We start from the raw sequence: 13048 nt of genomic DNA on the forward strand, positions 1-13048 counted from the left end.
ACGCAAGACAGCGCCCTGCCCCGCCTCAAGCTAAGTTCTTCTGACAGGACCCGTCGGCGTGATGCCGGCCAGTGAAAGAGAATGCTTCACCCGCTGTCAGATCATGCCATTCGCTCGGCCAGATAGGCTTGGGCCAGCGCAACGGAGGCAATCCGGGGATAGTCTGCTTCTGGAATATCGACGCCAAGCCGGTCGTGCAAAGCGGTCACCAGGGTCAGCACATCCATCGAGTCGAGGCCAAGATCGTCTTGAATGTGATCATCGGGGCCAACTGTATCCGGTTCTATATCTGGCGCGACATTGGTCAGTTCCTGAAGGAAAGCGGTGCGGATCTCATCGGGTGTCATAGGGCCTCCGGGGTGGAAAGAAGTGAGTCGAAAACGGACAGGAAACGAGAGGCCTGTCGCCCATCATTCGCGCGGTGATCAGCGGAAATCGTCAGGGTCACCAGGTGGCGCGGTTCAACGTTTCCATCAACCACCCAGGGCCGCAGTCCCGGCGCGCCGATGCCGACAAGCGCAACCTGCGGCGGGAAGATGACGCCTGCCATGCTTTCAGCGCCGCTGTCTCCAAGGCTGGACAGGGTGATCGTGCCCTCGGTCATTTCTGAGCTGCGCAATCGTCCTGCGCGGGCTCGCGTGACCAGATCGCGCATTGCTGCCATCAGCTCGACAATGCCCATCTGCTCGGCGTCCACAATCGCCGGGGCCACCAGCCCGCCGCTGCGCAGGGCCACCGCAAGGCCGGGGTTTATCTTGTCGGACGGCTTGAACCCTTCCTCGGTGAAGTGGCCGTTTACGGTCTTCACCTTGGCAGACGCCAGAACGGTCGCACGCAAAAACAGTGCGCCCAACAGAACCCGTTCGGATGGCGGCTTGCCCTCGTTGAAGGACGTCAGCCACTCCATCGCCGGTGTCACGTCGATGGTCTGGGACAGGTAAAAATGCGGGATGGTCTGCTTGGACCGCGTCATTGCCGCTGCGATCGCCCTGCGCATTTCGTCCTGCGGTGACCGTTTGGATTGCGGTGTCTTCTCGGCCTCGACATCCTCCAGGACAATCGCACCGCCTGGCCCTGAACCTGTCAGCATGGCCAGATCGAACCCCAGCTCTCTGGCCTTGATGCGGGCAGCGGGCGAACTTTGGACCACCCCGGGCGCAGGGGCTTGAGGCCTCTGAGGTGGGATGGGCGCTACAGGTTGCGGGGCCGGCGCGGTTACTACGGGCTGCTCTGCCTCAACCGGGGTGGCCTGTTCTGCGACCGCGGCTTCTGGAATGGGTTCGCCTTCGGCCTGTATCGTGGCCAAAGGTGCACCGACGGCCAGGTCGGTCCCGATATCCGCAAGCAACTCCCTGACGGTTCCTTCCTCGAAGCACTCGATTTCAATGGCCCCTTTCTGGGTTTCGACCACCGCCACGATATCGCCACGCGTGACAGCATCGCCGGGGGAAACCAGCCATTCGATCAATCGGCCCGCTTCCATATCGGCCCCGAGCGAGGGCATTGCGAAGATACCCATCAGACCCGCCCCATCACGGATTTCGCCATCGCCACGATCCCTGCAACCTGCGGAATTGCCGCGTCTTCCAGATGTTTGGGATAGGGGATCGGGACTTCGGCCGCACAGACCCGTCCAACGGGCGCATCCAGTGTCCAGAACGTCTGTTCCATGATCCGGGCGGATATCTCTGCCGCCAGCGATCCGGTCCGCCATCCTTCGTCGACGATCACGGCGCGCCGGGTTCGGGCAAGCGAGGCCATGATGGTCTGGTCATCAAGTGGACGCAGGCTGCGCAAGTCGATGACCTCGGCACTGATGCCATCGGCGGCAAGAGCCTCAGCCGCCTCCAGCGTTTTGAAAAGCGAGCCTCCGTAGGTGATCAGCGTCAGGTCATCGCCTTCGCGCCGAATAGCTGCGCGGGTGATGTCGACCGGCCCCGCATTGGTGTCGATCGCCTCTTCCCGGTTATAGAGCATCACGTTTTCAAAGATCAGCACCGGGTCGGGGTCTTGCAAGGCCGTCCAGAGCATCCCGCGCGCGTCCTCGACCGTGGCGGGGGTCAGAACCTTGAGGCCGGGGATATGCGCATACCATCCCTCAAGGCTGTGGGAATGCTGCGCGGCCAATTGTTTGCCCGCGCCGGTCGCCATGCGGATCACAAGTGGCACGCCAAACTGCCCGCCCGACATATGCCGGATGGTGGCTGCTGTGTTCATGATCTGATCAAGCGCCAACAAGGAGAAGTTGACCGTCATCAATTCGACGATCGGGCGCATCCCGGCTGCGGCAGCGCCGATACCTGCACCGGTGAACCCGGATTCCGACAGAGGAGTGTCGCGGATCCGATCTTCACCGAATTCCTCCATCAGCCCCTTGGACACCGCATAGCAGCCGCCATATGCCCCCACATCCTCGCCCATAAGAAAGACGCGGTCATCTCGGATCATCGCGTCGCGGATCGCCTGCTTGACGGCCTCGCGATAGGTCATCTGAACGGTTTCGCCAGAGGGCGCAGTTGGCTCTGGCATCTCAGGCTGTGGGCCAAGAACATGATGATCGAGGGTGTCCAGCGGTTCCAGGCTACCCGCTTCGGCGAAGGCGACGGATTGCGCGATCTCGGCGTCGGCGTCGGCCTCGATCCGCGTGACGTCCTCGGGGTGGATCAGCTTGTTGTCCAGTAGCCATGTCTGGAACTGCACAATCGGCCCGCGCTTGCGCCAGTCGGCGATTTCGTCCTTGGGACGGTATAGCTGTGCATCGAACATGGAGTGCGCCCGGAACCGGTAGGTGCGGCATTCCAGAAAGACGGGTTTGCCAGTGTCCCGGATCGTCGCAATGGCCTTGCGCGCGGCGGCCTCGACCGCGACCACGTCCATGCCGTCAACAACCACGGACGCAACACCGTAAGACGCGGCCTTCTTGCTGATATCGGTTTCCGCCTCGGTGCGCGCCAGGGCTGAACCCATGGCATAGCCGTTGTTTTCACATACGAAGAGAACGGGCAGATCCCACAGGGCGGCAAGGTTCATGGTTTCGTGAAACTCGCCTTCGGCCACCGCGCCCTCGCCGAAGAAACAGGCCGTCACATTGATCTCGCCCATCATCCGGTCGCGCAGGGCCAGCCCGCCCGCCAATGGCAGACCGCCGCCGACAATGGCGTTGCCGCCAAAAAAATTTCGCCGCGCGTTGAAAAGATGCATGGACCCGCCGCGCCCGCGGGAACAGCCTTCGACCTTGCCATACATCTCGGCCATGATCTCCGACATCGGCAGGCCGCGAAGCAGGGCGTGGCCATGTTCGCGATAGGTCGCGACCACCCGGTCCTCATCGTCCAGCAAGGGTATGATCCCCGCTGCGATGGCCTCTTCTCCATCATAAAGATGCAGGAAACCGCGGATCTTCTGCTGCGTGTACATCTCGGCGCATTTGTCTTCGAACTTGCGCACGCGGATCATGTCGGACAGCAGTGACAGAACATGGTCGCGGTTCAGGCGGGGTTTGTCAGGGCTGGTCATGATTCATCCGACTCCAATGTGGAAATATCGCCTTCGGGCAAGCCAAGTTCGCGGGCCTTGAGCAGCCGCCTCATGATCTTGCCGGATCGCGTCTTGGGCAGCGTCTTGTGGAAGATCACCTCGCGCGGGGCGACGGCAGGCCCCAGCTTCTTGCGGGCATGGCCACGCAATTCCCGTTCCAGCTGTGCCCCGGATTCATAACCGGGGTTGAGCGTGACATAGGCTTTCACGATTTCGCCCGCCGTTTCATCGGGAATGCCGATAACGCCTGCCTCTGCCACCGCCGGATGTTCGATCAGGGCGCTTTCAACCTCAAATGGCCCGATCAGGTGGCCAGAGGTCTTGATCAGGTCATCGGCGCGCCCCACGAACCAGAAATACCCATCCGCATCGCGCAGGGCGAGGTCACCCGACAGATACCAGCCATCTGCGAAGCATTTGTCGTAGCGGGCCTGTTCATGCAGGTAGGCCCGCATCATCGACGGCCAGCCGGGCCGCAAAGCGAGTTCCCCGACCTGCCCGGTGCCAAGTTCGGTCAACCCGGCCTCACCCCGTTCGACAATACCCGCTTCGATTCCCGGCATTGGCTGTCCCATGGAACCCGGTCGCACTGTCATGCCGGGCCGGTTGGCGATCATGATGCCACCGGTTTCGGTCTGCCACCAATTGTCGTGGAATGGCTGACCAAAGACCTTCTCGCTCCAGACTACGGCCTCGGGATTCAGGGGTTCTCCAACGCTTGCCAAAAACCTGATGGAGGAAAAATCATAGGGCGCTGCTGCGTCTGCCCCGGATCGCATCATCATGCGGATCGCCGTGGGCGCGGAATACCACACCTCGACCTTTTCGTTCTGGACAGTGGAGTACCAACGGTCGAGGTCGAATTCTGCCTCGTCCACGATCATCGTGACCCGGTTCACCAAAGGTGCAATAATGCCGTAGGACGTACCCGTAACCCAACCGGGATCAGCGGTACACCAATAGATAGTCCCCGGCGTCAGATCGAGCGCATGCCTCCCAGAAAAGGCATGATAGACCACCGCATTGTGGACATGAACCGCGCCCTTGGGCTTGCCCGTCGTTCCCGAGGTGAAATGGATCAGCGCAGGGTCTTCCGGCCCGGTGCGCACGGTCTGGAATGACGGGTTTGAGGCAGCCATTGCCGGGCCAAGTGCGACGCAGCCTTCGGGCGCGACATCGCCAAGGATCAACACCAGTTTCAACGACGGGATCTGGTCGCGCCACGCAACGATCTTGCGCTTGTAAAGCTCGGCAGTCGTGACAAGCACATTGGCGCTGCCGATCTCCATTCTGGTCTGAATGGGTTCCGGCCCGAATGCAGAGAATAGCGGCGTAAAGATCATCCCAGCCTTAAGCGTGCCAAGTGCCGTGATATATAGCTCGGGCACCCGCCCCATCAGTGCAAAGACACTGTCGCCCTTGGACAGACCGTGCGCGGCAAGCACATTGGCCAGCCGGGCAGAGGCGTCTGCAAGGTCTGCATAAGTGAAGGGCAGACGGGCACCGGACTTGCCCAGCCAAAGCATCGCGACATCTTCGCCGTGGCCTTGCCCTACGTGCCGGTCAATCGCCTCGTAGGCAATGTTGATCGACCCATCTGGGGCGTCGATCAAGGCTCGTGCTTCTGCCCATGTATCCGCTGGTGAATTGCGGTCTTCTGAGTGGTGGTGTTCCTTGTCCATGGTCATCCTCCCGCTGCCCAGTTTGGTACTTGGAACGGGCAGAGGGAATGACATGGGTCAATTGTTGCGAAGCGCGACAACAGGACACAATCCTGATGCCCCGGCCTGATGTCCCGGCAATTTCGTTCGGGGTGTGTGTAGAACCTGATCGGGTAGGACCTTGATCAGGGATAGGGTTTTGCCCTTCACCCGATCCTCAGATCCACGCAGTTCGAGGACCGCTTTGCCATTGCTGATGAATTACACCATATTGCGCGGGGTGCGCATGGCACGAGAAGACGAGCCGTTTCAGATAAGCGGCGAAAAACCCATCGATCTATCTGACAAAGCCTGCGGCGTTGCCCGCCAGACCCTTGACTACGCCGTTTCGAAGACACCCAGATCGGGTATGCAAATCATCAGTGAACATGACCATCTGCGTGCGGTCATTGGACATCTGAACCTTGCTCGATCGAAAGACCATAGGAGCATAGAGTGGCCTTTGTTGGGATGGGTCGTCTGATTGAAGGCGCCGTGGTCGCAGTTTTGCTGTTCGCTCTGACTGGATGCGCGCCGCGTGAAGGGTTGGGTGTGCTGGAAGGCGACATTCCTTCGACGCAAGGCGATTTGTGGCGCGTGGGCGAAGCAACGCTTTACCTTGCTGCCGAGGGCCCCGCCCAAGACAGCGCGCAGTTCGTGATACCCGACCTTGGGGCCCATCGTGTCGAGATCCATCTCGAAGCGGTGTCGCGGCGGCCGATTACCATTTCACTCCGCTGCGAAGGCCCTGCCGGAATTCGCCGCATTGATACGCCAAATCGACGCCTGGCACCCGGAATAGCGAGGGAGTTCACCCTTCCTCCGCGGGGTCAAGGGTCTGCGTTGCTTGACTGGCGTCCTGAAAGCGGCGAATGCCGCATCGCATGGGGGGATGATCATAGCATCGCCCTGCGCCCAGAAAGCGCGGTCCTGCCTCATCTGTCTGACCTGTCGCAAGCAGCGCTGAATTGCAGGGTCGATCCGGCTTTGCAACTGGACCCGCTTCAACGGGTGTTCCTTGACCAGGGCGCTTTGCTGCAAACCTGCCCGGTCGATCCGGGTCGTGTCAGGTTGCTGGGTGACGCGCTTGATGGGCTGGCCGCGCGGGTCGAGGCCCTGACCGGCAGCACCGTGTCCCGGCAGGCCCTGAACGCTGGTGATCCAGATCTTCCCCTCGATTTCTCGAATGCGCCGCAGCTTGATCTGATCCAGATTTCATATCTGCATATTCGTGCCGATTTCGTCGGTTACCTGACGGCGCGTATGTTGGCACATCACGCACAGCGCGGCACGCAAGTGCGTATTCTTGTCACCAGTTTGCTGATGCTGGAGGAAGACCGCGTTTTCTACGATTCAATTGCGGCGCGCTATCCCAACATCCAGATCCAGTACTATCAGTGGCGCAACAGGGGCATCGACCGCCCCATCGATATCGTCAATCAGCTGCACCGGGTTCAGCACACGCGCGCATTTCTTGCCTTGTCGAGACAGCCAGGCCGGTCACGCTATATCTTCGGCGGGCGCAACCTTCATGACGGGTTCTTCTTTTCAGACCCATTCGATCTGGAGGATTGGCCATATCTCCACACCTATGACGAAGGCGGCTTTCAGGATCTGGGATTCTTCTCCGTCTATGAGGACATCGAAGTAGAGCTGCGTGATGATCAGGCCGTTCGCAACATCGCGGCACATCACCTGGCGCTGTGGAACCGGGATGCGGAAACCCAGCGGGTTGGCCCATCCAACACCGGATACACTGACCAGAGTCGCGGGATGCGGCACTATCTTTCGCTGCCATGGGCGGATGGGCGCGATCAGGTCCGATGGTTTGTGGATGCAATTGATGCAGCGGCGGACGAGGTGCTGATCGTCACCCCGTATCTCAACCCGCCGCCGCAGATCCAAGAGGCGTTGATACGGGCGCAGGCGCGCGGCGTCAGGGTGCGTATGGTGGTTCGGCTTGAATCGACCGATCCCGCCGGGTTCATCATCACCGCCCTGAACCGTAGATATGCCGCGCTATATTCCGGCCTGTTCGAGATCGAGGAATATTTCCCTCGGCCCCGTATGATGCACACGAAAATGATGGTCATCGACAGGCGGCTTGCTGTCACCACCAGCACCAATCTCGACCACCGTGCGTTCTGGCACGATACCGAGAACGGGCTTGTCTTCATGGAAACACCGCAGGTCGACGCGCTGTTGGACATTGTTGAACAATACCGTCAAACCACCCGCCGGTTGACGCCCGATGAACCCGAACATCCGCTTGGCAACGCTCTCTACAATTGGGCCTGGTTGCGGTCTGTGTTCTGATCGGATCATTCGGGAATGGCTTTGCGCAAGAGCGCCAGGAGCTATGGCGGGGGTGCTGTCAGACCAATTCGAACTCGTCTCAGTTAGGACAGTCAGGCTGTCGCTTACGCCGCGCAAAGACCGCGCCACTCAGCGAGAGCGGCGGCGCGGTTGGCCTTAAATTGCGGTCAGCTGGAGAGGCTGCGTTCCCGGTTGAAGTGGTTCGAGACGGAGGCATGGACGGAGGCGAATTTCTGCAAACTTTGACCCCTCCGGAACCATAGCAGTGCCCGTTCCCGTCGTCGGAATTGCAAGTGCGCGAACTCGGCCCGATTAATCAACCCGCGACCCGTTTCCTGACGGAGGCGTGCACCGATTTCCTTGAGGGCAGCACCGTAGGGCCGAAGCCTGTCTGTAACAATCGCTTTCGGGCGCCCGGGCTTACGCATTGCTTTACTGAGAAATTTCAGCGCGGCCTTCTTGTCACGCCTCTTCGTGACATAGCTTTCCAGCACCTCGCCCTCTTGATCAACGGCCCGCCAGAGGTAGTGACGCTCACCGTTGATCTTCACGAACATTTCGTCGAGAAGCCAGCGCCATCGGCTGAATTTCATGCCCTGGATCCGCCGTTTTCGGATCTCCGAGGCGAACATCGGACCGAACCTGTGCCACCAATACCGGACCGTTTCGTGGCTCACATCGACACCCCTTTCATGAAGGAGATCTTCGACATTCCTGAGCGAGAGCGGGAACCGGACGTAGAGCATCACCGCCAGGCGGAAGATCTCAGGGCTGGTTTTGAAGTACTTGATGGGACTGGGTTTGGTCATGCAGGGACGCTAGCCAGCGCCCTACCCTTCCTCAAGACAAGTTCCTCTGACACTACCTCGCGCAGTCATATCCACGCGAGGACCTGCCCGTCTTCAACTTTGCAATCGATCATCCGCAAGGCGACGCGCGCGGGTGCCGCAAGGGCCTTTCCGGTAAGGGCATCGAACAATCCCTGATGCAACGGGCATTCAATGCGCCGCCCGTCGAAATAGCCATCGCAAAGGTTTGCCGCACCATGGGTGCAGCGCCCATAGCTGATGGAGATGCCGTCCACCCCGTCGTATATCGCCAATTCGCGTTGGCCGACGACGACAGGTGTGACGTCACCTTTTTCCAGGTCGTCAACCTTGGCCACCACGTGCCATGCCTTTACACGAGCCATTACAGGGCCTGCTTGGCGTCAGACCGGGGCTTCTTGCCAAGAAGCTGCGCGACGATATCCCGGTGCGCGCCCAAATATCCGCGCGGCTCCACGAAAATATAGCCATCCAGTTTCTTGTGAAGACGCGGCAACGCGTGGAACGGCACCGACGACGCGTAGTGATGTTCTGCATGGTAATTCATGTTCCAGCACAAGAATTGAAACGGCTTGGACACCAGATTGCTTCGCGTGTTTTCTCGCAAGTCATCGACATTTGGACGACCCACATGTTCGGTCATGCGAATAGCCCGCATGACCGGCTCGCCCATCAGATACGGCACCAGCCAGAACCAAAGCGGGCCCGTCCACCCTGTCGCGATGCATGCGATCAAAAGGGCCACGTAGAATCCCAGCATCAGGCGGGCCTCCAGAAAGACGATGGGTTGCACATCTTTGGGAAGAAAATGCACCTCGCTCTCGTCTATCCGTCCCGACGCATGAAGGATCAAGGCACGCATCTGTCCGAAGACGTAAGGTATGGCCGAGATGTACTTAAGATAGCTCCAGACCGTCTTCGGTAGTGGGATCAGCTCGGGATCTTGTCCATTCAGCTGGGTATAGGTGTGGTGATCGCAATGCTCATAGCGGAAGTGCTGGTGGGGGACGTTGATGATCAAACCGCAGATCCACCCCACGGCATCGTTGAGCCAACGGGTCCGAAACACGGTGTAGTGGCAGCATTCATGTTGCAAAGAGAAATGATGGACCAACACGACACCATGGATGAACATCGCGGGCACAACCCATATCGTCCCCATGGTAAGCGCGATCCCTGTGCCCGTCACAACCAGCAAGATGATCCAGATTGCAAGGTGCCGAAAGGCCGGCAGGTTGGAGCGCTGCATCAACGCTTTTAGCTCCCTGCGGCTGATTGCTCCGTCCTGCAACGCTTGCGTAATGGGGGTTCTGACGGCATCGGTCATTGCTTGCTCCACGTCCAGCCGGGTGTTGGATGTCACTGAGAAGTGACCCAGCAGCAGTCGAAATTGTCACTGGGATTTGACCCATGTGGAACCTTGCCCCTGACGGGATTTGTCAGGGGATATTGGAGTGATCGACATGGGATTTTTGAGCGTCATTCGACGTTGGGCTTTGCGGGACAAGATGCCCATCCGCGAGATTGCGCGGCGGACTGGGCTGTCTCGCAACACAATCAAGAAGTATCTGCGGGCGGGGATCGTTGAGCCGCAGTTTCAGACACCAGCGCGACCGAGCAAGCTGGACCCGTATGCAGAGAAGCTGTCAGGCTGGCTGGTGACCGAGCAGCGCAAGTCGCGCAAGGATCGGCGGACCGCGAAGCAGATGCATGCTGATTTGGTGCAGCTTGGCTATGACGGCTCGTATGAGCGGGTCGCAGCCTTTGTGCGGGCCTGGAAAGGAGACCGGCAACGCGCGCAGCAGACCACCGATCGCGGAACATTCGTGCCGCTGGTGTTCCAGCCGGGCGAGGCGTTCCAGTTCGACTGGAGCGAGGATTGGGCCCATGTCGGCGGCGAGCGCATCAAGTTACAGGTGGCTCACATCAAGCTGTCGCACAGCCGCGCGTTTCTGGTCAGAGCGTATCTGCTCCAGACGCATGAGATGCTGTTCGACGCGCACTGGCACGCGTTCCGGGTCTTTGAGGGCGTGCCGGGCCGCGGGATCTACGACAACATGAGGACGGCTGTCGACCGTGTGGGCGCTGGCAAGAAGCGCGACGTGAATGCGCGGTTCATGGCCATGACCAGTCACTACGTGTTTGAGCCCGACTTCTGCAATCCAGCCGCCGGCTGGGAGAAAGGCCAGGTCGAGAAGAACGTCCGCGATGCGCGCCACCGGCTCTGGCAGGTGATGCCGACCTTCCCTGACCTCGAAGCGCTGAATGACTGGCTTGAAGAGCGCTGCAGGGTTCTGTGGACCGAGACTGCGCATGGCACTTTGTCTGGCAGTATTGCCGATGCCTGGGAGGCCGAGAAGCCTGCGCTGATGCCCTTGCCCACAGCCTTCGATGGCTTTGTCGAACAGAGCAAGCGCGTATCGCCCACGTGCTTGATCACCTTCGACCGCAATCGCTACTCTGTGCCTGCCAGCTTCGCAAACCGCCCCGTCAGCCTGCACATCTACCCTGAACGGCTGGTGATCGTGGCCGAAGGGCACGTGGTCTGCGAGCATCAGCGCATCATTGAACGGTCGCACCGGCAACCTGGCCGCGTCATCTATGACTGGCGCCATTACCTCGCCGTGGTCCAGCGCAAACCGGGCGCGCTACGCAATGGTGCGCCCTTCGTCGAGATGCCAGAGGCGTTCCGTCAATTGCAGAAGCAGATGCTGCGCAAGCCCGGCGGCGATCGGGAGATGGTCGAGATCCTGTCCCTCGTCCTGCATCACGATGAACAGGCTGTGCTCTGCGCCGTGGAAATGGCGCTGGAGGCAGGCGTGCCGACCAAGACCCATGTGTTGAATCTGCTTCACAGGCTGGTGGACGGCACACCGACCGACCAGCCCGATGTGACGCCGCCTTCACGTCTCATTCTGACGAAGGAACCTGAGGCCAACGTTACGCGCTACGATGGACTGCGGGGAGGCACACGCCATGCGTCATGACCCCGCCGGAGCCGCCATTGTCATCATGCTGCGCAGCCTGAAGATGCCAGGCATGGCGCAGGCAGTGCATGACCTCATGGAACAGGGAGCGCCTGCATTTGACGCGGCAATCCCGATCCTGTCGCAACTGCTCAAGGCTGAAATGGCCGAACGCGAGGTGCGCTCCATCTCCTACCATATGAAGGCCGCGCGCTTCCCAGCCTACAAGGACCTGTCCGGCTTCGACTTTGCCGCCAGCGAGGTCAACGAAGCTCTCGTGCGCCAGCTGCATCGGTGCGCGTTCATGGACGCGGCCGAGAACGTGGTCCTGATCGGCGGTCCCGGAACTGGGAAAAGCCATGTCGCGACCGCCATCGGCGTCCAGGCCATCGAGCAGCACCGCAAACGCGTGCGCTTCTTCTCGACCGTCGAACTGGTGAATGCGCTGGAACAAGAAAAGGCCCAAGGAAAGGCTGGAAAGATCGCCGAGGCGCTGGTGAAGACTGAATTGGTGATCCTCGACGAGCTCGGCTACCTGCCGTTCAGTGCCTCGGGCGGTGCGTTGCTGTTCCATCTTCTCAGCAAACTATACGAGCGCACCAGTGTGGTCATCACCACCAACCTCAGCTTCAGCGAGTGGGCCAGCGTTTTTGGCGATGCCAAGATGACCACAGCACTCCTCGATCGCCTCACCCATCGCTGCCACATCCTGGAGACAGGCAACGACAGCTACCGCTTCAAGGCCAGCTCCGAGACGGCGAAAAAGAAACGGAAGGAGGCAGCAGCATTGACCCCATCATGAATTAGCAAACATAACGAACGGCCGGGTCAGATCTCGGTGACAAAGCTGGGTCAGTTCTCAGTGACATCCAACACCGCGTCCTGCGCCTGACCTTGCTCGCGCCCGATATCGTCGATGCGATCCTGGACGGGAAGCAGGGGCCGGGGCTGACGCTTGCGCGGGTGCTGGAGCCGTTTTCGATGGAGTGGACAGAGCAGCGGCAGAATTTTGCATGATCGTCAAGAACGGCCCTTACCAGACATCGACACCTGCGTTTGAACTGCGGCGCGACTTCACGAAAGCGGCCACTGGCGAGCTGCTGCAACCAAACTTGATTCCGGATGTTTCCAGCAAGCTTCGCTTTAATCGTTGCACTCTTTAGTGTTAAGAAACTTCAACAGACATTGTGGGAAAGACTTCGAGGAATGAAGAATCCGTATCTGACACATGGCCGGTTACCTGATCTCATTGCCGCGCTAACGGCCATGGGTGCATATAAGTTTTACAAGTTGGACTTTGAGACTTGGGCGAATAGAATAAGCGGCCCGCAAAAAGATGGCAAACACTGGAAAGCTGTATTTGAGGAACATCCTGAGTTTTTCAGGCTCAACCAAGAAAGAACCAAAGCGTCGCTTGTGTGGCGCAGAACACTTCCGCGCGATTATAACGTCGATGACGTTCCGGAAATCCTACCAGACCATCAGCTTCAAGGTGGGGCCTATGATAGAATCAGCCGCGGCCCTTTGGGCCCTGATGAAATCAAGGCCCTGATTACAGTTGCGATCGAACTGCACGAGCGTGCTATTGATCAACAACGCTCCTCGCGCTGGTGGATACCCCTTCTGACTGGAGGACTTGCTTTCTTGGGTGCTATTGTCGGCGCGTGGTTCTCAAGAGAAGGATGATGATTAATATGGAAAC

The 13048-nt window shown here is 59.5% G+C and carries 12 protein-coding genes and 1 pseudogene; 6 read left to right on the plus strand and 7 right to left on the minus strand.

The features are described from left to right. Nucleotides 1-101 precede the first annotated feature (101 nt). The 4 genes from EP237_RS14635 to acsA are packed head-to-tail and all read right to left on the minus strand — an operon-like array spanning nucleotide 102 to nucleotide 5219. Nucleotides 102-347, minus strand: coding sequence for an acyl carrier protein (locus EP237_RS14635; RefSeq protein WP_127561647.1), 246 nt, complete (start codon nucleotides 345-347; stop codon nucleotides 102-104). After that, entirely contained in the window at nucleotides 344-1519 is a 1176-nt protein-coding gene (locus tag EP237_RS14640) for a dihydrolipoamide acetyltransferase family protein (RefSeq protein WP_127561648.1), read from the minus strand. Before EP237_RS14640 ends, EP237_RS14635 begins: the two co-directional genes overlap by 4 nt. Next, on the minus strand, nucleotides 1519-3516 hold the full coding sequence (gene pdhA / locus EP237_RS14645; protein ID WP_127561649.1) for a pyruvate dehydrogenase (acetyl-transferring) E1 component subunit alpha: 1998 nt from the start codon (nucleotides 3514-3516) through the stop codon (nucleotides 1519-1521). Before pdhA ends, EP237_RS14640 begins: the two co-directional genes overlap by 1 nt. Further along, a complete protein-coding gene (gene acsA / locus EP237_RS14650; protein WP_206052306.1) occupies nucleotides 3513-5219 on the minus strand; it encodes an acetate--CoA ligase in 1707 nt (568 codons plus the stop codon). The genes pdhA and acsA overlap by 4 nt, the downstream gene beginning before the upstream one ends. 265 nt (nucleotides 5220-5484) lie before the next feature. Here acsA and EP237_RS14655 point away from each other — a divergent pair, with 265 nt between their 5' ends. After that, entirely contained in the window at nucleotides 5485-5721 is a 237-nt protein-coding gene (locus tag EP237_RS14655) for a hypothetical protein (RefSeq protein WP_127561651.1), read from the plus strand. Between the two features lie 68 nt (nucleotides 5722-5789). Next, nucleotides 5790-7553, plus strand: coding sequence for a phospholipase D-like domain-containing protein (locus tag EP237_RS14660; RefSeq protein ID WP_164744716.1), 1764 nt, complete (start codon nucleotides 5790-5792; stop codon nucleotides 7551-7553). A gap of 170 nt (nucleotides 7554-7723) precedes the next feature. Here the strand turns inward: EP237_RS14660 and EP237_RS14665 are convergent. The 3 genes and pseudogenes from EP237_RS14665 to EP237_RS14675 form a co-directional block, all read right to left on the minus strand. Then, a pseudogene (locus EP237_RS14665) lies at nucleotides 7724-8362 on the minus strand (IS6 family transposase); the annotation flags it as partial. Nucleotides 8363-8427: 65 nt separating this feature from the next. Further along, nucleotides 8428-8718, minus strand: a complete 291-nt coding sequence (locus tag EP237_RS14670) for a Rieske 2Fe-2S domain-containing protein (protein ID WP_240661651.1) — start codon at nucleotides 8716-8718, stop codon at nucleotides 8428-8430. Nucleotides 8719-8744: 26 nt separating this feature from the next. Continuing rightward, nucleotides 8745-9707 (minus strand): fatty acid desaturase family protein, encoded by a 963-nt coding sequence (locus EP237_RS14675; RefSeq protein ID WP_127561654.1) that lies wholly within the window; start codon nucleotides 9705-9707, stop codon nucleotides 8745-8747. A gap of 136 nt (nucleotides 9708-9843) precedes the next feature. Here EP237_RS14675 and istA point away from each other — a divergent pair, with 136 nt between their 5' ends. From istA to EP237_RS14690, 4 genes are all read left to right on the plus strand, one after another. Continuing rightward, entirely contained in the window at nucleotides 9844-11367 is a 1524-nt protein-coding gene (gene istA, locus EP237_RS14680) for an IS21 family transposase (protein ID WP_127561749.1), read from the plus strand. Further along, nucleotides 11357-12148, plus strand: a complete 792-nt coding sequence (istB, locus tag EP237_RS14685; RefSeq protein ID WP_127561655.1) for an IS21-like element helper ATPase IstB — start codon at nucleotides 11357-11359, stop codon at nucleotides 12146-12148. The genes istA and istB overlap by 11 nt, the downstream gene beginning before the upstream one ends. A gap of 92 nt (nucleotides 12149-12240) precedes the next feature. Then, on the plus strand, nucleotides 12241-12363 hold the full coding sequence (locus EP237_RS23700; protein ID WP_276317005.1) for a hypothetical protein: 123 nt from the start codon (nucleotides 12241-12243) through the stop codon (nucleotides 12361-12363). A 189-nt stretch (nucleotides 12364-12552) separates the two neighbouring features. After that, entirely contained in the window at nucleotides 12553-13032 is a 480-nt protein-coding gene (locus tag EP237_RS14690; RefSeq protein ID WP_127561656.1) for an N-carbamoyl-L-amino acid amidohydrolase, read from the plus strand. The last annotated feature ends 16 nt before the right edge of the window (nucleotides 13033-13048 follow it).

This window comes from Nioella ostreopsis (assembly GCF_004000255.1).
GTDB classification, from domain to species: domain Bacteria; phylum Pseudomonadota; class Alphaproteobacteria; order Rhodobacterales; family Rhodobacteraceae; genus Nioella; species Nioella ostreopsis.